Source organism: Herbiconiux solani NBRC 106740 (assembly GCF_001571005.1).
Classification (GTDB): domain Bacteria; phylum Actinomycetota; class Actinomycetes; order Actinomycetales; family Microbacteriaceae; genus Herbiconiux; species Herbiconiux solani.
Window position 1 is genome coordinate 173,880 of the sequence record NZ_BCST01000004.1, and the last position, 20,532, is coordinate 194,411.

A 20,532-nucleotide genomic window follows, 5' to 3' on the forward strand; every position below is an offset into this window, starting at 1 on the left:
TCGGCTCCCCTTTCGTGGTGTGATCTCCATTATCCCCGATGCGGATGGCCGGGTGAAACCGCCGCCCCGATCACGGGGGCGTCCAGTCGCGTCCGTCCACTCCCCAGGCGATCGCCATCCAGCCGACCTGGCCCGCGATGCCGAGCACGACGAGCCCGACCCGGTAGATCTTCGAGCGCGGCACGGCCAGGGCGCCGAGGGCGGGGAACATCGGCATCAGCAGCCGGAAGGTGCTCGACTGCGGGAAGAACACCGCCAGGAGGTAGATCGCGTAGCTCGCGAGCCAGACCCGTAGGTCGGGCCCGAGGCGCTTGACCGGCCGGAGGAACAGGAACGCCGCGAACCCGACGATGAGCAGCACCACCGCGATCACGCCCCACGGCTGGCCGAGCCACCAGGTGCCGCCCTGGAACCACGCGGTGAACGGCACGAGCTCGCCCCAGCCGATGTACGAGGAGCGCCAGGCCAGCTCGGTGTCGGTGTAAGCGGTCGGCGAGCCGGTCGCGATCCAGGCGATGACAGGCCAGGCGAAGCCCATGGCAGCGGTGAAGAGGCCGAGCAGCACGGACTCCACCCGCTCCCGCACCGAGTAGGGATCCCGGTCGCGCGTGACGAAGCGGTACACGACATGCATGGCGAGGAAGAGGGCGAACGCGAGCCCCGACGGGCGGGTCAGCGCCATCACGGCGACGACGGGGAACGCCCAGAGGTAGCGCCGCGTGACCACCAGGTAGAGGGCGGTGACGAGGAGCAGCAGCCCCATCGACTCTGCGTACGCGAACTGGAACAGCGGCGACAGCGGCGCCACGCAGAACAGAACGACGCTGAAGAGGGCGGTACCGCGGTCCTTCAGCACGTGCTCCATCAGCTTGTAGAAGACCAGGGCGGCGCCGAGGGCGCAGGCCAGCGAGACGACGACCGCGACGAGCTCCCAGCGCAACCCGGTCGCCCAGCGCAGCGTGCCGACGAGATACGGGAAGCCGGGCATGAACGCCCAGGCGCTCTCGCTGACGTGGCCGTCGGCGGTCAGCGGCAGCGTCGAGGGGTAGCCGTAGAACGTGATGATCTTGTACCAGGCGCCATCCCAGATCGCGGCGTAGCTGAGGTAGGGCGGATTCGCGCCGGTCCAGGGGTTGGGGCCCTGCGCCCGCGAGAACAGCAGCACGATCACGGTCGTGACGACCCGCGACAACGCGAAGACCACGATCACGCGCAGCCACCACGGGATCCGGCGAAGACGGGAGGACGGGGCGGCCGGCGCCTCCGGACTCACCTCCGGCCTCACCTCGGACTCGCGGGTCACCCGTCAGTCGCCGGGGGTCGGAGCGTCGGCACCCGTCTCGGGATCGCCGCCGGTGAGCCACGCCCGCAGCCCCGCCTCGCACTCGCCGATCTGGCTGACCAGCACCCGCTCGTCGTCGGCGTGCGCCTTGAGCGGGTCGCCGGGGCCGTAGTTGACGGCGGGGACGCCCATCGCCGAGAAGCGGGCCACGTCGGTCCAGCCGTACTTCGGCAGCGCGACACCGCCGACCGCGGCCTGGAAGCGCTGCGCCAGCGGGGCGTCGAGCCCGGGGCGAGCGCCCTCGGCGAGGTCGACGATCGTCACGTCGTAGTCGGGGAACAGCTCATGGATGTGCGCGACCGCCTCCTCACCCGACCGGCTCGGCGCGAAGCGGTAGTTCACGTGCACCATCACCTCGTCCGGGATGACGTTGCCCGCGATACCGCCGGTCACGCCGACCGCGTTCAGGCCCTCGCGGTAGACCAGGCCGTCGACCTCGACCTCGCGGGCCTGGTAGGCGGCGAGGGTGTCGAGGATGGGGGCGGCCTTGTGGATGGCGTTGTCGCCGACCCAGCTGCGGGCCGAGTGCGAGCGCTGCCCGTAGGCGCGGATCTCGGCGCGCAGGTTGCCGTTGCACCCGCCCTCGATGCGGCTGTTGCTCGGCTCGCCGAGAATGGCGAAGTCGCCCGCGAACAGGTCGGGGCGGTTGCGGGCGAGGCGGGTCAGCCCGTTGAGCTCGTTCGAGACCTCTTCGTGGTCGTACCACATCCACGTGATGTCGACCGCGGGCTCGACGAGCTCGGCGGCCAGCTTCAGCTGCACCGCGACCCCCGCCTTCATGTCGACCGTGCCGCGGCCCCAGAGGTACTCGGCGCCGTCGATCTCCTCGTAGCGCGTGGGCAGGTTGTCGTTGAGCGGCACCGTGTCGATGTGCCCGGCGATCACGACCCGCTCGGCACGGCCGAGGTTCGTGCGGGCGACGATCGTGTCGCCGTCGCGGATGATCTCAAGGTGCGTGCTGCCGGCGAGGGCGGCGACGATCGCGTCGGCCAGGAGGGTCTCGTCCCCGGACACCGACTCGACGTCGCAGAGCTGCTGGGTCAGCTCCGTCGACGAGACGCTGAGATCGAGAACCGGATGCGCGGGGTCGAAACGAGGCATTCCCCAAGTTTAGGGTTCGGCGCGCAATACGCTTGTGTCATGCCTGAAGAAGTACTGAACACGCCCACGCACGCCTGGGGCGCCGGCCTCGCGACGATCGCCTCCGACGGCACGGTGCTCGACACCTGGTTCCCGGCCCCGCAGCTCGGGCGACTGCCCTCGACGGGCGCCGCGACCGAGTCCCTCCGGGCCCACGCGATCCCGGATGCACGCCGCGCGGTCACCGTCGAGGTCACGACGGTCGAGATCGAGCTGGCCGCTCCCCCGCAGTCCACCTCGGACGCCTACCTCCGGCTGCACCTGCTCTCCCACCTCCTGGTGGCGCCGAACACGCTGTCGCTCGAGGGCATCTTCGGCCACCTGCCCATCGTGACGTGGACGAACGCGGGCCCCGTGCATCCGGACGACTTCACCCGGCTGCGGCCGTCGTTACAGCGGGAGGGCATCCAGGCCTACGGGATCGACAAGTTCCCGCGCCTGCTCGACTACGTGACGCCGCCGAAGGTGCGGATCGCGGACTCGTCCCGCGTGCGCCTGGGCGCGCACCTGGCACCCGGCACGACCGTGATGCACGAGGGCTTCGTCAACTTCAACGCCGGCACGATCGGGACCTCGATGGTCGAGGGCCGGATCTCGCAGGGCGTCGTCGTGGGCGACGGCTCGGACATCGGCGGCGGAGCCTCGATCATGGGCACGCTCTCGGGCGGCGGCACGCAGCGCGTGTCGATCGGCCGCCGGGCGCTGCTCGGTGCCAACGCGGGCATCGGCATCTCGATCGGAGACGACACGGTCGTCGAGGCGGGCCTCTACGTCACGGCCGGCACCAAAATCGTGCTGATCGACGGCAGCGGCTCGGACGAGGAGAATCGTATCGTCAAGGCCGTCGAGCTCTCCGGTGTGCCGAACCTCCTCTTCCGCCGCAACTCCCTGACGGGCGCGGTCGAGGCGGTAGCCCGCTCCGGCTCCGGCATCACCCTCAACCCCACCCTCCACGCGTAGCCTCTATCCCCACCGCGAACCGTCACAAACCGCCCTTCGCGCGCCGTTTTGGGGCGGTTTGTGACGGCTCGCGGGGCGCGGGCGGGGAGCGCGGGAGGTCATGGGTGCCAGCCCCGGGAGCGGAGGGCGTTCTCGGTGCGGGCCACGAGCGAGCGGGGGCCCGCGCGCGGGGTCTCCTTCGTGGCGCGCACGTGCATCCAGCCCGCGCGAGTGATCGCCTCCGAACGTTCGACATCGCGGTAGTACTGCCGAGAGTCGGTGCGGTGCTGCTCGCCGTCGTACTCGACCACGACCCCGAATTCCGGATACACGAGATCGCCGAAGCCGATCGGCACGCCGTCGCGGTCGGTGATCCGCAGGTTGAGTCGCGGTTCCGGCAGCCCGTGTCGAACGAGGTCGAGCCGCATCGCCGTCTCCCGTGACGACTCCGCGCCGTCCCGCACGAGCTCCAGCGCCGCAAGCGCACGAGCCCGCCCGCGGCCGAGGAACCCCTGGAGTCGAGCAGCGAGCTCTGCCCGTGTGACGTACGGCCGCGGATCCTCCGGAGCACACCGTCGCGGCGTCAGCACCAGGTGGTCCGCGGCGGCGACCAACTCGTCCAGCGACAGAAGGGCAGCGATCTGGATCCAGGCGGCGACCGCATCCACCACTGGACGGCCGTCGCGGATGACGACCCGCGCATCCGGATCGTCGGTCTCATGCCCGACCACACCCCGCAGTCGTGGCCGGGTCCCGCCGAAAGCACAGACGTGGATGCGCGGATCACTCTCCACCCGCCCCGGAAGCGGCACGCCCCACAGCGCCGCCGCCGTCAGGTGGCTGAACGCCTGCGACCCGCGAAGCCGCACCAGGTACGCGTCGCAGCGGGCCTCAAGACCCTCTGGCGTCTCGCGTGCCACCGCATCCGCCCGCCGCCGGACGCCGTGGTACGGCCGCTGCAGGTCCGGCCCGCGCATCCGCTTCTCGGAGACGCCGAGCTCTCGCCCGCCCCACACCCCGAAGGGCGCGCCGACGAGCTCGGAGGGGAGGTCGACACGTCGTGGCATGCCCCCATAGTCGACCACCGTCTCGCCCCTCGGGCCGCCCCCAGGACTTCTGTGGAAAACCTCCGTCTCCCCACCCCGCCACCCGTCACAAAACGCCCCAAAACCCCGTCGGAAGGGCGTTTTGTGACGGCTCGCGGGAGTGGAGGGGGGAGAGAGCGGGGGTCGCGTGGCGGGCGCGCCCGGGAGGGCGCGGCTTGCGGGCTAGCGGCGCGGGAGGTCGCGCGCGGCGGCACCCAAGTACAACTGCTGCGGCCGCCCGATCTTCGTCTGCGGGTCGGTCGCCATCTCACGCCAGTGCGCGATCCACCCGGGCAGACGCCCGATCGCGAACAGCACCGTGAACATCCGCGTCGGGAAGCCCATCGCCTTGTAGATCACACCCGTGTAGAAGTCGACGTTCGGGTACAGCCGGCGCGAGATGAAGTAGTCGTCCGAGAGGGCGACCTGCTCCAGCTCCTTCGCGATGTCGAGCAGCGGGTCCTGCACACCAAGAGCCTCAAGCACCTCGTCGGCACTCTCCTTGACGAGCTTCGCCCGCGGGTCGTAGTTCTTGTAGACGCGGTGACCGAACCCCATGAGACGGATGCCCGCCTCCTTGTTCTTCACCCGCTCGACGAACTTCGCCACACCCTCGCCCGAGTCGCGGATCTGCGCCAGCATCGTGAGCACGGCCTCGTTCGCGCCGCCGTGCAGCGGCCCGAAGAGCGCGTTGATGCCGGCCGAGATCGAGGCGAACATGTTGGCCTCGGTCGAGCCGACGAGCCGCACGGTCGAGGTCGACGCGTTCTGCTCGTGGTCCTCGTGCAGGATGAGCAGGCGCTCGAGCGCCTTCGAGAGCACCGGGTTGATCACGTACGGCTCGGCCAGGTTGCCGAAGTTCAGCCGCAGGAAGTTGTCGACGAACGACAGCGAGTTGTCGGGATAGAGGAAGGCCTGCCCCAGGCTCTTCTTGTGCGCGTACGCCGCCATCACGGGCAGCTTCGCCAGCAGCCGGATGGTCGAGATCTCGACGTCCTCCGGGTTGTGCGGGTTCATCGAGTCCTGGTAGTACGTCGACAGCGCCGAGACGCCGGACGAGAGCACCGACATCGGATGCGCGTTGTGCGGCAGCGCGTCGAAGAAGCTCTTCAGGTCTTCGTGCAGCAGCGTGTGGTGCCGGATCCGGTCGTCGAACGACGACAGCTCCGACGGGGTCGGCAGCTCGCCGTAGATCAGCAGCCACGCGACCTCGAGGTAGGTCAGCTGCGTCGCGACCTGCTCGATCGGGTAGCCGCGGTAGCGCAGGATGCCCTGGTCGCCGTCGATGTAGGTGATCGACGACTTGGTCGCCGAGGTGTTCACGAAGCCGTAGTCGAGCGTGGTGAGGCCGGTCTGCTTCGTGAAGGTCGAGATGTCGACCGACGAGGCTCCGTCGACGCTGCGGAGGATCGGGAACTCCGCCGTGCCTCCCGGATAGGTCAGTGTGGCCTTCTGTTCGACGTCCGTCACGGCGCCTCCTTGAGTGATCCTGCCTAGTGATTTCTGTGGCGGGACGCAGGCTGCATCTGTAGACCGTGACCGCGTTGACCCGTATACAGCCTAATGTCCGCGCGAGCGCAGTCGTGACGAGGCGGCCCGGATGCGCTCGTCGGTGGCGGTCAGCGAGAACCGCACGTGCTCGGGATACCCGTCCCCGTAGAACGGCCCGGGACCGGCCAGGATGCCGAGCGACGCCAGATCGGAGATCGTCTCCCAGGCGTCGCGACCCCCGGTCGCCCAGAGGTAGAGGCCGGCCTCGCTCCGGTCGATCCGGAGGCCGGCGGCCTCCAGCGCCGGGCGCAGGACCTCGCGTCGCGCGCGATAGAGCTCTTTCTGCGCGGCCACGTGCTCGTCGTCACCGAGCGCGGCGATCATGGCGGCCTGCACCGGGGCCGGCGGCATCATGCCCGCGTGCTTCCGCACCGTGAGCAGGCGCGCGATCAGCGCCGGGTCACCCACGGTGAACGCCGCCCGGTAGCCCGCGAGGTTCGACTGCTTGCTGAGCGAGTACGCCGCGAGCACACCGCTCGGGTCTCCCCCGGTCACGCGGGGGTCGAGGATGCTCGGCACCGGCTCGGTCGCCCACGGCCCGTCCCAGCCCAGCTCGGCGTAGCACTCGTCGCCCGCGATCACGGCGCCGAGCTCGCGGGCGCGCGCGACGGCCGCTCGGAGAGCCGCCACGTCGAGCACCCGGCCATCCGGATTGCCCGGGCTGTTGAGCCAGACCAGCCTGGTCGTCGAGGGCCACTCGGCCGGGTCGTCGGAGGCGATCGCCGTCGCACCGGCGAGCTGCGCCCCGATCGCATAGGTGGGGTACGCGGCGACCGGATGCACGACCACGTCGCCCTCGCCGAGCCCGAGCATGAACGGCAGCCAGGCCACGAACTCCTTCGAGCCGATGGTCGGCAAGACCGAATCCTCGGTCAGCCCGGTCACCCCGCGACGGCGGGCGAACCAGTCGACGATCGCGCGGCGGAGCGCCGGCGTGCCGGTCGTCTGGGGGTACGAGTGCGCATCCGTCGCCGCGACCAGCGCCTCCCGGATCACCGCGGGCGTAGGGTCGACCGGCGACCCGATCGACAGGTCGACGATGCCGTCGGGATGCTCGGCGGCGCGCCGGGCGTACGGGACCATCTGGTCCCACGGGTAGTCGGGAAGAGCCCCTAGAGCCACGCCGCGGCGCCGATCAGTGGTCGCCCTGAGGCGGCAGCGCGGCCACGAGCGGGTGATCGGACTTGATCACGCCGACCTTGGCGGCTCCGCCGGGCGAGCCGATCTCGTCGAAGAACTCGACGTTGGCCTTGTAGTAGTCGGCCCATTCCTCGGGCAGATCGTCTTCGTAGTAGATGGCCTCGACGGGGCAGACGGGCTCGCAGGCACCGCAGTCGACGCATTCGTCGGGGTGGATGTAGAGCGAGCGCTCACCCTCGTAGATGCAGTCGACCGGGCACTCGTCGATGCAGGCGCGGTCTTTGACGTCGACGCACGGGAGGGCGATGACATAGGTCACAGTGGTTCAGGTCCCTTCGATGTCCCAGAGGACAAGTCTACGGCTTGGGCCGGGGTGATCCCGGCCATGCGATCACGACGACGGCCACGAGGCTCGAGCCCACGAGCCACACCATTCCGGGCACTCCGGCTGGGATGAGCACCGAGCCACCCGGGCTCGGCAGGGCGAACACAGTGACCATGCCGATGGCCCCGACGGCGGCGAGGAACGCCGGCAGGCGGGTGGGGTGGATCAGGCGCAGCCCGGTAAGGAGCACCGCCAGGGCCGGAAGGGCGACGACGAGCCCGATCGGCAGGTCGAACAGCCCGAAGACGCTGAAGCTCGACTGGTGCACCACGGTCCCCAGCACACCGAACAGCACGCCCAGCAGCAGGGCGACCACGTACCCCACGACCACGGTCAGCCGCGAGCCGGGATCGGCCGCGGGCACGGCGGCGCTCTCCTGCAGTGCGGGGGGATCCTGGATCACCCTCCCAGCCTAGGGCGAGAACCCTGAACGCGGGCCGGTCGGCGCCGGAGAGCGGCACGGCTCGTCTGGACAAGCCGCACGGGATTGTCTACGCTCGACTTTTGGTAAGGCTAGGCTTACCCAAGTTAGGCAGTCCACACCTCACGGCGCACTGCACTCCCATCCGAAGAACAGGTGCCCGTGCTCGCGAACTATCTGATCGGTCTGCGCGAAGGCCTCGAGGCCGCGCTCGTCGTCGGCATCCTCGTCGCCTATGTCCGCAAGATCGAGCGCAAGGACGTGCTCGTGCGGCTCTGGATCGGGGTCGGCCTCGCCGTCCTGGTCGCCCTCGGGCTCGGCGCCGTGCTCACGTTCGGCACGTACGGGCTGAGCTTCGAGGCCCAGGAGGCCATCGGCGGCTCGCTCTCCATCGTCGCGACCGGCTTCGTCACCTGGATGGTGTTCTGGATGCTGCGCACCTCCCAGAACCTCAAAGGCACCCTGCAGTCCGACGTCGACAAGGCGCTGGTCGGGGCCGGCTGGGGGCTCGTGCTCGTGGCCTTCCTCGCCGTCGGCCGCGAGGGCATCGAGACCGCCCTGTTCATCTGGGCCGCCGTGCAGGCGACCGGCGAGACGACGTACCCGTTGGCCGGCGCGGCCCTGGGCATCCTGACCGCCGTCGTACTCGGGTACCTCATCTACCGCGGCCTCGTGCGGATCAACCTGTCGAAGTTCTTCGCCTGGTCGGGCGGCTTCCTCATCCTGGTCGCCGCGGGAGTGCTCTCCTACGGCGTGCACGACCTGCAGGAGGCCGGCATCCTGCCGGGCCTCAACAGCCTCGCCTTCGACGTGAGCGCGATCGTGCCGCCGGACAGCTGGTACGGCACGCTGCTCAAGGGCACGATCAACTTCTCGCCGGCCACGACCTGGCTCGAGATGACCGTGTGGCTCCTCTACTTCATCCCCACCATGGCCCTCTTCCTCCGCGCGGTGCGCCGGGGATCCGCGCGCCGCACGAAGACGGCGGCGGTCTCCCCTGCACCGGCCGCCGCCCGCACCGCCCACAGCTAGGAGACAGATGAACCTCACACTGAAGAAGCCGGTCCTGGTCACCGCCACCGCGGCGATCGCGCTGCTCACCCTCGCCGGGTGCGTGCCGAACAACCCCGCGTCGACGGATGCGGCCGGTGCGATCACGGTCGACAGCTCGTCCACCGACTGCTCGGTCAGCTCCACCAGCGCAAACAGCGGCACGCTCACCTTCTCGGTCACGAACTCCGGCGACCAGGTCACCGAGTTCTACCTGCTCGCCGACGACGGTCTCCGCATCGTCGGCGAGGTCGAGAACGTCGGCCCCGGCATCTCCCGTGACCTCGTCGTGCAGGCCCAGCCCGGCGACTACTTCACCGTCTGCAAGCCAGGCATGGTCGGCGACGGCATCGGCCGCGCCGCCTTCACCGTGAGCGGCGACAAGGTGCAGCTCGCCGGCGACCAGCAGGAGCAGGTCGACCAGGCGGCGGTCAACTACGTGGCCTACGTGAAGGACCAGGTGGGTCAGCTCGTCACCGGCACCAAGACCTTCGTCGACGCCTTCGAGTCCGACACCCCCTCGCCCGACGGCAAGACCGCGGCCGAGCTGTACGCCACCACCCGCGCCAGCTACGAGCGGATCGAGCCGGTCGCCGAGTCGTTCGGCGACCTCGACCCGGCCATCGACTTCCGCGAGGCGGACGTCCCGGCCGAGGACGAGTGGACCGGCTGGCACCGCATCGAGAAGGACCTCTTCCCGCCGGCCGCCGCCGACAACGGCGGGGCCGAGTACGTGCCGCTGACCGCCGACGAGCGCAGCTACTACGGCGACAAGCTCGTCGCCGACACGCAGTCGCTCTACGAGGCGGTCAACGCCAGCGACTACACCGTGACGATCGACGCGATCTCCAACGGTGCCATCGGCCTGCTCGAAGAGGTCGCGAGCGGCAAGATCACCGGCGAGGAGGAGATCTGGTCGCACACCGACCTCTGGGACTTCCAGGCCAACCTCGAGGGCGCCCGTGTCGCCTACGAGGGCGTCCGCGACATCGTCGAGACGAAGGATCCCGAGCTCGTGAAGACGATCGACGAGCGCTTCGACTCGCTCGAGAAGACCCTCGCGCAGTACGGCTCGCTCGAGAGCGGCTTCACCTATTACAACGAGCTCAGCACCGAGCAGGTCAAGCAGCTGGCCGACGGCGTGAGCGCCCTGAGCGAGCCTCTCAGCCAGCTCACGGCCACTCTCGTCGGCTGACCTGGAGCGCGCCCGTACAGTGGGAAGCATGGTGAACGACGAACCGGCCCGGCAGTCCCGCGGCATCTCCCGACGGGGATTGCTCGGACTCGCCGGGGCCGGCGTCGTCGGCGCCGGGGCGGGACTCGCGGGCGGCATCGGTCTCGACCGGTTCGTGCTGCCGCAGTCGGCGTCGGCGCAGGAGAACGGCGCGGTCTACCCGTTCTTCGGCGATCACCAGTCCGGCATCACCACGCCGGCGCAGGACAGGCTGCACTTCGCCAGCTACGACCTCGCCGACGTCACCCGCGACGAGCTGATCGGCCTGCTGCAGGACTGGAGCGCCGCCGCGGCCCTGATGACCGCCGGGTCACCGGTGGGCGAGTTCGGGGCCGTCAACGGGCCGTACACGGCTCCCCCGCAGGACACCGGTGAGGCGCTCGGCCTCCCGGCATCCGGTCTCACGATCACGATCGGCTTCGGGCCGACCCTCTTCACCGCCGCCGACGGCACCGACCGGTTCGGGCTGGCCGGCAAGCGCCCGCCCGCGCTGGTGGATCTCCCCCACTTCCCGGCCGACATGCTCACCGAGGGGCTGACAGGCGGCGATCTCTGCATCCAGGCCTGCAGCGACGACCCGCAGGTCGCCGTGCACGCCATCCGCAATCTTTCCCGGATCGCGTTCGGCCGCGCCTCCATCCGCTGGTCGCAGCTCGGCTTCGGCCGCACCAGCTCGACGACCACGGCGCAGGCCACCCCGCGCAACCTCTTCGGCTTCAAGGACGGCACGGCGAACATCAGGGCCGAGCAGTCCGACGTGGTGGCCGACCAGGTCTGGGCCGCCTCCGCCGACGGCGCCGACTGGATGGCGGGCGGCTCGTACCTCGTCGCCCGCAAGATCCGCATGACGATCGAGACCTGGGACCGCACCTCGCTGCACGACCAGGAGGCGATCGTCGGCCGCACCAAGGGCGAGGGAGCCCCGTACTCGGGCGGCACCGAGTTCACGGCACCGGACTTCGCCGCGACCGGTCAGGGCGGTGCCCCGCTGATCGCGAAGGACTCGCACGTGCGCCTCGCGCATCCCGACCAGAATGCCGGCGCGCAGCTGCTGCGCCGCGGCTACAACTTCGTCGACGGCAACGACGACCTGGGCCGCCTCAACGCCGGCCTGTTCTTCATCGCCTACCAGCGCGACCCGCGCACCCAGTTCATCCCGATCCAGATGAACCTGGCCAAGAACGACGCGATGAACGAGTACCTGCGTCACGTCGGATCGGGCATCTTCGCGGTTCCCCCGGGCGCCCGGCAGGGCGGTTACGTCGGCGAGACCCTGCTCGGTGCCTGACAGCTGCGTGCCTGAGAGCAGGGTGCCTGAGAGCTCCGCGCCCGCGAGCCCCGCGCCAGCGAGCCTCTTCGCGGCCCGCTACCGCCTGATCACCCTGGGCTCGGTGGTGCTGGTCTTCGTCGCGGCGTTCGAGAACCTCGCCGTCACCACCGTGATGCCGGTGATCAGCGCCGAGCTGGATGGCGCGGCCCTCTACGCGGCCGCCTTCGCGGCGCCGCTGGCCGCCTCGGTGCTCGGCATGGTGATCGCGGGTCTCTGGTGCGACGCCACCGGGCCGCGGACGCCGCTCGTGATCGCGATCGCCTTCTTCCTCGCCGGACTCGTCGTGGCCGGTTTCGCCCCGTCGATGGAGGCGGTGGTCGCCGGGCGCCTGATCCAGGGCCTCGGCAGCGGCGGCACCACCGTCGCCCTCTACGTGATCGTGGCCCGGGTCTACCCCGCGGTGATGCAGCCGCGCGTGTTCGGCCTGTTCTCGGCCGCCTGGGTCATCCCCGCACTCGTCGGCCCGTTCGTCGCCGGAGTCGTCGGCGAGACGGTCGGCTGGCGCTGGGTCTTCCTCGGCGTCGCCATCCTCATCCTGCCCGCCGCGGCCATGGTCGCACCCGCGATGAAGCACCTGCGCGCGACCGCGACCGAGGCGACCGACCGCTCGCCCTGGCGGATCGGCCGCATCCTGTGGGCCCTGCTGCTCGCGGTCGCCGTCCTGGCGCTGAGTGTCTCGACCGAGCTCGACGGCGCACTCGTCTACGTGCTGGCCGTCGTCGCCTTCGCCGTCGCGATCCTGGCCCTCCGCCCGCTCACCCCGAGGGGCACGCTCCGCGCGGCCGCGGGCCTGCCGAGCGTCATCCTGACCAAGCTCCTGCTCGCGGGCGGCTACTTCTCGGCCGAGATCTACCTGCCCTACCTGCTCACCTCCGAGCGCGGGCTGAGCCCGGCGGTCGCCGGCCTCGCTCTCACGGTGAGCGGCGTCTTCTGGGGTGCCGCCTCGATCGTGCAGGGCCGGCTCGGCGGACGCCTGAGCAGCCGCCTGAGCGTACGGCTCGGCATCGTGGGCGTCGTGCTCGCCGTCGCGGTCGTGCTCGTCACCGCGCTGGCCTCCCTGCCCGCCTGGGTCGCGATCGCGGGCTGGGCGATCTCGGGCACCGGCATGGGCCTGGCCTACCCGCGCCTCTCCGTGCTCGTGCTCGGCGGCTCCACGCCCGAGAACCAGGGCTTTAACAGCGCCGCCCTCAACATCGCGGATGCCGGCGGGCCGGCCATGGCCCTGGCGATCGCCGGGGTCCTGTTCCAGACACTGGGAGCGGCGGGGGCGCCGGCCGCGTTCGGCGCGGTGTTCCTGCTCGGCGCGGTGCTCGCCGCATCCGCTCTGCTGACGAGCACCCGCCTCCCCCGTTGAGTCGCTGATCCGCAGGGCCGCTGAGCTGCTCATCTGCTGAACCGCTAGACGCAGAACGGCCGGCCACCCCGAAGGGCGACCGGCCGTTGCACGTACCTTGCGACTACTGGTTGGCGCGCTTGAGGTTCGCCGTCTTGCGGGCACGCGCGTTCTGGTCGAGCTCGACCTTGCGGATGCGCACGATCTCGGGCGTGACCTCGACGCACTCGTCCTCGCGGGCGAACTCGAGGCACTCCTCGAGCGAGAGCTGACGCGACGGCGTCATCGACTCGAAGGTGTCGGAGGTCGACTGACGCATGTTGGTCAGCTTCTTCTCCTTGGTGATGTTCACGTCCATGTCGTCGGCGCGCGAGTTCTCGCCGATGACCATGCCCTCGTAGACCTCTTCGGTGGGGTTCACGAAGAAGGTCATGCGCTCCTGGAGCGCGATGATGGCGAACGGGGTGACCACGCCGGAGCGGTCGGCGACGATCGAGCCGTTGTTGCGGGTGACGATCGCACCGGCCCACTCGCCGTAGCCGTGCGAGATCGCGTTGGCGATGCCCGTACCGCGGGTGATGGTGAGGAACTCGGTGCGGAAGCCGATCAGACCGCGCGAGGGCACGATGAACTCCATGCGCACCCAGCCGGTGCCGTGGTTCGCCATGTTCTCCATGCGGCCCTTGCGGGCGGCGAGCAGCTGCGTGATCGCGCCGAGGTACTCCTCGGGAGCGTCGATCGTCAGGTGCTCGTAGGGCTCGTGCGTCTTGCCGTCGACCTGGCGGGTGACCACCTGGGGCTTGCCGACGGTGAGCTCGTAGCCCTCGCGGCGCATGTTCTCGACCAGGATGGCGAGCGCGAGCTCTCCACGGCCCTGGACCTCCCAGGCGGCGGGGTTTCCGATGTCGACGACGCGGAGCGACACGTTACCGATCAGCTCGCGGTCGAGGCGGTCCTTGACCATGCGGGCGGTGAGCTTGTGGCCCTTGACCTTGCCCACCAGGGGCGAGGTGTTGGTGCCGATGGTCATCGAGATCGCGGGGTCGTCGACCGTGATGGCCGGCAGCGGGCGGACGTCCTCGGGGTCGGCGATGGTCTCGCCGATCGTGATGTCCTCGATGCCGGCGATGGCGACGATGTCACCGGGGCCGGCGCTGTCGGTGGGCACGCGGGTGAGGGCCACCGTCTTGAGCAGCTCGCTGATGCGCTGCTGGTGAACGGTGCCGTCGTGCTTGACCCAGGCGACCTGCTGACCCTTCTTGATCGTGCCGTTGAAGACACGGAGGAGGGCGAGGCGGCCGAGGAACGGCGAGGAGTCGAGGTTCGTGACGTGGGCCTGGAGAGGCGCCTCGTCGTCGTAGACGGGAGCCGGGATGTGCTCCAGGATCGCGCCGAACAGCGGCTCGAGGTCGTCGTTGTCGGGCAGCGTGCCGTTCTCGGGCTTGTTCAGGCTCGCGGCGCCGTTGCGGCCGGACGCGTAGACGACGGGCACGTCGAGGATGGCGTCGAGGTCGAGGTCCGGCACGTCGTCGGCCATGTCCGAGGCGAGGCCGAGCAGCAGGTCCTGGGACTCGCCCACGACCTCGTCGATCCGCGCATCCGGGCGGTCGGTCTTGTTGACCAGCAGGATGACGGGCAGCTTCGCCTCGAGCGCCTTGCGGAGCACGAAGCGGGTCTGCGGGAGCGGGCCCTCGGAGGCGTCGACGAGCAGCACGACGCCGTCGACCATGGACAGGCCGCGCTCGACCTCTCCACCGAAGTCGGCGTGACCGGGGGTGTCGATCACGTTGATCGTGATCGGCTTGCCGTCGGCGTGCTTTCCGTTGTACGAGATCGCCGTGTTCTTGGCGAGGATCGTGATGCCCTTCTCACGCTCCAGGTCGTTGGAGTCCATCATCCGGTCGTCGGCGTCGAAGTGCGCGTCGAAGGAGTTGGTCTGCGTGAGCATGGCGTCGACGAGGGTCGTCTTGCCGTGGTCGACGTGGGCGACGATCGCGACATTGCGCAGGTCATCGCGGGTGGCTTGTGCCATGGGTGAATCCTCAGGGTTCGTGAACCCGGACCCGGTGGCACAGCCACCCCTGCGGGCTCGTGAGAGCGAAGTTGATGGGCGACGTGGCCCGGAATCGCTAAACGCCCAGGGTGATTCCAGCGCCCGGAATGGCGTTCAGCAACTCCTTAGTATATTGCTCCTGCGGGCTGTCGAAGACCTGATCGGTCGTAGCCGCCTCGACGATGCGTCCCTGCTGCATCACGCAGACGTTGTCCGCGATCACCCGGACGACCGCCAGGTCGTGGGTGATGAACAGGTACGTGAGCTCGAGTTCGGACTGCAGATCGGCCAGGAGCTTCAGGATCTGGGCCTGCACGAGCACGTCCAGCGCCGAGACGGCCTCGTCGAGGACGACGATGTCCGGCTTCAGCGCGAGCGCCCGCGCGATCGCGACACGCTGCCGCTGGCCACCCGAGAGTTCGCTGGGATAGCGCGTGATCAGCGTCTGCGGCAGTGCCACCTGGTCGAGCAGCTCGAGCACGCGGTCCCGGCGCGCCGTGCGGTCGCCGACCCCGTGGATCTGCAGCGGCTCGCCGATCGTGTTGCCGATGTTGCGGAGCGGGTTGAGCGAGCCGTACGGGTCCTGGAAGACGGGCTGCATCCGGCGGCGCAGGTCGAGCAGACCCTTGCCCTTCAGCGGTGCCACGTCGACGCCGTCGATCATGATCGCGCCCGAGGTCGGGTCTTCGAGGCGGAGGATCATCTTCGCCACGGTCGACTTGCCCGAACCGGACTCGCCCACGAGAGCGGTCGTGGTGCCCTTCTCGACCGCGAACGAGACCTTGTCGGAGGCGGTGATCGTGTTCGCCGCGCCCTTCTTCTGGCCGCGCAGCTTGTAGATCTTCGTCAGGTCCTTCACCACGATCGCGTCCGGGCGGCGCGGGCCGTCGCCGGCCGGGGCCGGGATGTGCTCGAGCCGCTGCTCGGCCGCGGCGATCAGGTCGAGACCCTCGGTCACCTTGGTCGGCGCGTACTCGAGGTCGCCGAGCGCGTGGTGCGCGGTCTCGGCCGTGGCCGACTGGATGCGACGCGAGGCGAGGCTCGGAGCCGCCGCCACCAGACGCTGCGTGTACGGGTGCTGCGGGTTCTCGAGGATCTCCTTCGACGGACCCGACTCGACGATCTTGCCCTTGTACATCACGACGAGCTGCTCGGCGCGCTCGGCGGCGAGGCCGAGGTCGTGCGTGATGAACAGCACGGCCGTGCCGATGTCGCGGGTCAGGGTCTCGAGGTGGTCCAGGATGCGCCGCTGCACGGTCACGTCCAGCGCCGAGGTCGGCTCGTCCGCGATCAGGAGCTTCGGGCGCGAGGAGAGTCCGATGCCGATCAGCACGCGCTGGCGCATGCCGCCGGAGAACTGGTGCGGGAACTGCTTCAGCCGCTTGTCCGCATCCTGAAGCCCGGCCTCGCGGAGCACCTGGACGGCGTGCTCGCGCACGGCCTTGCGGCCGGAGGCGATGCCGTTGGCGCGAATGGTCTCCTCGACCTGGAAGCCGACGCTCCACACCGGGTTGAGGTTCGACATCGGGTCCTGCGGCACGAAGCCGATCTGGCGGCCGCGGATCTCCTCCATCTGGCGCGGGGAGTACTTCGTCAGCTCCTCGCCGTTGAAGCGGATCGAGCCGCCGGTGATGCGGCCGGAGCCCGGAAGCAGGTTGATGATGGCCGCGGCCGTCGTCGACTTGCCCGAGCCGGACTCGCCGACGATGGCCAGCGTCTGGCCCGGCATCAGGGTGATGTCCACGCCGCGGACGGCCGTGACCATGCCGCCGGTGGTCTGGAACCCGACCTGCAGGTCCTTGATCTCGAGCAGCGGCTCCTGGGCGCCCGCGCCCTGCGGGAGGTTCTCACGGGTGGGGTCGCTCATCGCTGGGCCCTCGCCTTCGGGTCGAGTGCGTCTCGGATGACCTCACCCATCATGATGAAGGCGAGGACGGTGATCGAGAGCGCGAGTGACGGATAGATCAGGGTCTGGGGCGCGGTGCGCAGGTCGATCTGCGCCGCGCTGATGTCATTGCCCCAGGACATGGTGGAGTTCGGCAGACCGACACCCAGGAACGACAGGGTCGCCTCCGCGACGATCGCCGCACCGAGCGAGATCGTGGTGACCACGATCACGGGGGCGATCGAGTTCGGCAGCACGTGCCGCAGCAGGATCTTGAAGTTCGAGACCCCGAGCGCCCGCGCGGCCATCACGTAGTCCGACTGCTTGACGCGCAGGATCTCCGCTCGGAGCACGCGCGCGGTGGCGGGCCAGGCGAAGATGCCGATGGCGAGCGAGATGACGAACACGTTCCGGTAGGCCGAGAAGACCGACATGATGACCACGGCGGCCAGGATGTAGGGGATCGAGAAGAAGATGTCGCCGGCGCGGGAGAGCACCGAGTCGAGCCAGCCGCCGTAGAACCCGGCGAAGGCACCGAACAGGATGCCGAGGACGGTGGTCAGGACGGTCACGATCAGGCCCACCGAGAGCGAGGTCGACGTGCCGTGGATCAACCGCGAGAACACGTCGCAGCCCTGTTTGGTGAAGCCGAGGATGTGCTCGCCGGTCGGGCCGCCGTTGCTGTTGGACAGCTGGCAGTCGTCGTTCGGCGGGACCTGGGTGAACAGGGTCGGGAAGAACGCGACGATGAGCACCAGCAGGATGATCGCCGCCGAGATCCAGAACATCGGCCGGCGGCGCATGTCGCGCCAGGCGTCGATCCAGAGGTTGCTCTTGCGCTCCCCCACGTTGACCGCGTCGATCGCGACGAGAGGGGTCTCCTCCAGGGGCGCGACGTAGTGCGTTGAGGTGTTGGGGTTATTTGACATAGCGGATCCTCGGGTCGAGAAGGCCGTACAGGAGGTCGACGACGAGGTTGACCACCAGGTAGATGAGCACCATCACGGTGACGAAGGAGACGACGGTCGGGCCCTGGCCCTGCACGATCGCCTGGTAGAGCGTGCGGCCGACACCGGGCACGTTGAAGATGCCCTCCGTGACGGTCGCGCCGACCAGGAGCACGCCGAAGTCGGTGGCCGCGTAGGTGACGACCGGGATCAGCGAGTTGCGGAGGATGTGCACGGGGATGATCCGCCGGCGGCTCAGGCCCTTGCTGTACGCGGTGCGCACGAAGTCGAGCTGCTCGGTCTCGATCACCGAGGCACGGGTGAGCCTGATGAGTTGGGCGAAGGTGATCGACGCCAGCACGAAGGCCGGGAGGATCAGGTCCTGGATGGGCGCACCCGCCGAAACCGTCGTCTTCACCCAGCCGAGTTGGATGCCGAAGACGAACTGCGCGACGAAGGCGATGACGAAGATGGGCAGCGAGATGAAGATGAGGCTGACCACGAGCGCCGATGCATCGAAGAGCTTCCCCTTCCGCAGACCCGAGATGAGGCCGATCAGGACACCGCCGACGAACTCGATGATGAGCGCCATGATCGCCAGCCGGATGGTGACGGGGAAGGTGCGCACCAGGATGGCCGAGACCGGCTCACCCGAGAACGAGGTACCGAAGTCGCCGTGGAAGATGCCGCCGAGGTACAGGAAGTACTGCACGATGAACGGCTGGTCGAGGTGGTACTGCTCACGCAGCCGCTCGAGGAGCGCCGGGTCGGGCGCTTTGTCGCCGAAGAGGGCGAGCAGAGGGTCTCCGGGCATCGCGAAGACCATGAAGTAGATGAGGAACGTCGTTCCCAGCAAGACGGGAACCGCTTGCAGAAGACGCCTGAGGATGTATCCGGCCACGAAACAGACCGTACCAATCGGAACTAGGGGGCGAGAAGGGCCACTCGGATCTAAGACATGAAGCGGGGGCGGCAGCCGGTAGCTGCCGCCCCCGCTCGAGCGAGAACTAGCTCTTGGTGATCTCGTAGTACAGCGGCTGCGAGTTCCAGCCGAACTGCACGTTGCTGACGGACTCGCCGTAACCACCGGTCACGTTCGAGTACCACAGCGGGATCGCCGGCAGGTCCTTCAGGAGGATGTCCTGAGCCTTGCTGAACTCATCGTTCGCCGCGCCGGTGTCGGTCGCCGTGGCGCCCTTCTGGAGCTGGGCGTCGAAGTCGGCGCTGGAGTAGTCGCCGTCGTTCGAGGAGGCGCCGGTCTGGTAGAGCGGCTGCAGGAAGTTGTACAGACCGGGGTAGTCGGCCTGCCATCCCGTGCGGAACGCGGTGGTGATCGTCTTGCCGGTCACCGCGGTGCGGAACTCGGCGAAGGTCGGGTACGGCGCACCGGACGCGTCGATGCCGAGCACGTTCTTGATGCTGTTCGACACGGCGTCGACCCAGACCTGGTGCGAGCTGTCGGAGTTGTAGCCGATCTGGAAGGAACCGCTCCAGGGCGAGATGGCGTCGGCCTGGGCCCACAGCTTCTTCGCCTCGTCGGGGTTGTACTTCAGCACGTCGGCGCCCTCGAGCGAGTCGCTCCAGCCGTCGATCACCGGGGAGGTGAAGTCGGAGGCCGGGGTGCGGGTGCCCTCGAAGATCACGTCGGTGATCTCGTCGCGGTTGATCGCCATCGACAGCGCCGCGCGGCGGAGCTTGCCCTCGTCGCCGCTGAAGTGCGCGAGGTTCGTGGGGATGGTGAACGACTGGAAGATGGCGGCGGGCTGGTTCACAGCGCGGTCACCGAGGTCGGACTGGAAGTTGGCGTACGCCGAGGCGGGCACCGAGTCCAGCACGTCGAGGTTGCCACCCAGGAGGTCGGCGTAAGCCGCGTCCTCGCTGGAGTAGAACTTGTAGGTCACGCCACCGTTCTGCGCCTTGCGACCACCGTCGTAGGTGTCGTTGACGACCAGGTCGAGCTTCTCGTTGTGAGCCCAGGCGGTGTCGGAGGCGAACTTGTACGGGCCGTTTCCGATCGGGTTCTGGCCGTAGGCCTCCATGTCCTCGAAGGCCTTCTCGGGCAGCGGGTAGTACGCCGAGTAGCCCAGACGGATCGGGAAGTCGGAGAGGGGCTCGGTCAGGGTGACCGTGAAGGTGGTGTCGTCGACGACCTTCAGGCCGCTGAGCGACTCGACCGGGTTCTTCTCGTCGAAGCCCTCGATGATGTTGAACCAGGACTGGTTGAGCTGCGTGTTGGCCGCGTTCGCCCCGTAGTTCCAGGTGTCGACGAAGTTCTTGGCGGTGAGGTCTTCTCCGTCGGAGAACTTCTGGCCGCTCTTGATCTTGATCGTGTACGTCTGCGCGTCATCGGTGGTGATGCTGTCCGCGACGTCGTTCTGGACGGCGCCGGTGGCGTCGTAGTAGACCAGGCCCGCGAAGAGCGAGTCGAGGATCTTTCCGCCGCCGGTCTCGTTGGTGTTGGTGGGGACCAGCGGGTTCTGGGGCTCGGAACCGTTCACCGAGATCACGGCGGCAGAGTCGCCGGATGTCGTGGTCGAGCTGCCGCTGGCGCAGCCGGCGAGTGCGAGTGCACTCGCGGCGATCAGCGCGATCGCGCCGACGCCGTACCGTCTCTTGTTCAATTTTCCTCCTGTGCAGAATGGGGGCAGGCGCACTCCCCCTCATGAGGGGCGAGACCTAAGGAAGTACCCTAAGTGG

At 69.0% G+C, this 20,532-nt stretch carries 17 protein-coding genes; 5 read left to right on the plus strand and 12 right to left on the minus strand.

Translation table 11 applies throughout. The features are described 5' to 3' along the window. Positions 1–70 precede the first annotated feature (70 nt). Both HSO01S_RS08490 and dapE read right to left on the minus strand, forming a co-directional pair. Positions 71–1,303, minus strand: coding sequence for a mannosyltransferase family protein (locus tag HSO01S_RS08490; protein ID WP_066040368.1), 1,233 nt, complete (start codon positions 1,301–1,303; stop codon positions 71–73). 3 nt (positions 1,304–1,306) lie between these two features. Beyond that, on the minus strand, positions 1,307–2,443 hold the full coding sequence (dapE, locus tag HSO01S_RS08495; protein ID WP_066040370.1) for a succinyl-diaminopimelate desuccinylase: 1,137 nt from the start codon (positions 2,441–2,443) through the stop codon (positions 1,307–1,309). Between the two features lie 39 nt (positions 2,444–2,482). Between dapE and dapD the strand changes: the two genes are divergently transcribed. Continuing rightward, positions 2,483–3,442, plus strand: coding sequence for a 2,3,4,5-tetrahydropyridine-2,6-dicarboxylate N-succinyltransferase (gene dapD / locus HSO01S_RS08500; RefSeq protein WP_066040373.1), 960 nt, complete (start codon positions 2,483–2,485; stop codon positions 3,440–3,442). Between the two features lie 98 nt (positions 3,443–3,540). Here the strand turns inward: dapD and HSO01S_RS08505 are convergent, their stop codons facing one another. The 5 genes from HSO01S_RS08505 to HSO01S_RS08525 all read right to left on the minus strand — a co-directional run bounded on the left by HSO01S_RS08505 (position 3,541) and on the right by HSO01S_RS08525 (position 7,985). Continuing rightward, the gene (locus HSO01S_RS08505; RefSeq protein ID WP_157078971.1) at positions 3,541–4,488 is read right to left on the minus strand and encodes a putative endonuclease domain-containing protein; all 948 of its coding nucleotides are present in this window, start codon (positions 4,486–4,488) and stop codon (positions 3,541–3,543) included. A gap of 201 nt (positions 4,489–4,689) precedes the next feature. After that, on the minus strand, positions 4,690–5,994 hold the full coding sequence (locus tag HSO01S_RS08510) for a citrate synthase (protein ID WP_169799968.1): 1,305 nt from the start codon (positions 5,992–5,994) through the stop codon (positions 4,690–4,692). A gap of 72 nt (positions 5,995–6,066) precedes the next feature. Next, positions 6,067–7,179, minus strand: a complete 1,113-nt coding sequence (gene dapC / locus HSO01S_RS08515; RefSeq protein WP_066040377.1) for a succinyldiaminopimelate transaminase — start codon at positions 7,177–7,179, stop codon at positions 6,067–6,069. 13 nt (positions 7,180–7,192) lie between these two features. After that, positions 7,193–7,516 carry a ferredoxin gene (fdxA, locus tag HSO01S_RS08520; RefSeq protein ID WP_066040378.1) on the minus strand — a complete coding sequence of 108 codons (324 nt, stop codon included), beginning with the start codon at positions 7,514–7,516 and terminating at the stop codon, positions 7,193–7,195. 37 nt (positions 7,517–7,553) lie between these two features. After that, positions 7,554–7,985, minus strand: a complete 432-nt coding sequence (locus tag HSO01S_RS08525; RefSeq protein WP_066040380.1) for a DUF6113 family protein — start codon at positions 7,983–7,985, stop codon at positions 7,554–7,556. 180 nt (positions 7,986–8,165) lie between these two features. Here HSO01S_RS08525 and efeU point away from each other — a divergent pair, with 180 nt between their 5' ends. Genes efeU through HSO01S_RS08545 form a run of 4 tightly spaced genes read left to right on the plus strand, consistent with a single transcriptional unit; the run spans position 8,166 to position 12,971 of the window. After that, positions 8,166–9,035, plus strand: a complete 870-nt coding sequence (efeU, locus tag HSO01S_RS08530) for an iron uptake transporter permease EfeU (RefSeq protein ID WP_066040767.1) — start codon at positions 8,166–8,168, stop codon at positions 9,033–9,035. A 7-nt stretch (positions 9,036–9,042) separates the two neighbouring features. After that, positions 9,043–10,248 (plus strand): iron uptake system protein EfeO, encoded by a 1,206-nt coding sequence (gene efeO, locus HSO01S_RS08535; RefSeq protein ID WP_066040382.1) that lies wholly within the window; start codon positions 9,043–9,045, stop codon positions 10,246–10,248. Between the two features lie 28 nt (positions 10,249–10,276). Then, complete coding sequence (gene efeB / locus HSO01S_RS08540; RefSeq protein WP_066040384.1) at positions 10,277–11,575, plus strand: iron uptake transporter deferrochelatase/peroxidase subunit; 1,299 nt, start codon at positions 10,277–10,279, stop codon at positions 11,573–11,575. 22 nt (positions 11,576–11,597) lie between these two features. Continuing rightward, entirely contained in the window at positions 11,598–12,971 is a 1,374-nt protein-coding gene (locus tag HSO01S_RS08545) for an MFS transporter (protein ID WP_066040386.1), read from the plus strand. 103 nt (positions 12,972–13,074) lie between these two features. On the opposite strand, the gene typA is transcribed toward HSO01S_RS08545, so the two are convergent. The 5 genes from typA to HSO01S_RS08570 all read right to left on the minus strand — a co-directional run bounded on the left by typA (position 13,075) and on the right by HSO01S_RS08570 (position 20,456). Further along, positions 13,075–14,982 carry a translational GTPase TypA gene (gene typA, locus HSO01S_RS08550; protein ID WP_066040388.1) on the minus strand — a complete coding sequence of 636 codons (1,908 nt, stop codon included), beginning with the start codon at positions 14,980–14,982 and terminating at the stop codon, positions 13,075–13,077. A gap of 97 nt (positions 14,983–15,079) precedes the next feature. Next, complete coding sequence (locus tag HSO01S_RS08555) at positions 15,080–16,870, minus strand: dipeptide ABC transporter ATP-binding protein (RefSeq protein ID WP_066040391.1); 1,791 nt, start codon at positions 16,868–16,870, stop codon at positions 15,080–15,082. Further along, positions 16,867–17,817, minus strand: a complete 951-nt coding sequence (locus HSO01S_RS08560) for an ABC transporter permease (RefSeq protein WP_066040393.1) — start codon at positions 17,815–17,817, stop codon at positions 16,867–16,869. Before HSO01S_RS08560 ends, HSO01S_RS08555 begins: the two co-directional genes overlap by 4 nt. Further along, positions 17,807–18,736: an ABC transporter permease gene (locus tag HSO01S_RS08565; protein ID WP_066040396.1), complete on the minus strand. Its 930-nt coding sequence runs from the start codon at positions 18,734–18,736 to the stop codon at positions 17,807–17,809. Before HSO01S_RS08565 ends, HSO01S_RS08560 begins: the two co-directional genes overlap by 11 nt. A 106-nt stretch (positions 18,737–18,842) precedes the next feature. Beyond that, positions 18,843–20,456, minus strand: a complete 1,614-nt coding sequence (locus tag HSO01S_RS08570; RefSeq protein WP_066040399.1) for a peptide ABC transporter substrate-binding protein — start codon at positions 20,454–20,456, stop codon at positions 18,843–18,845. Between the last annotated feature and the right edge of the window lie 76 nt (positions 20,457–20,532).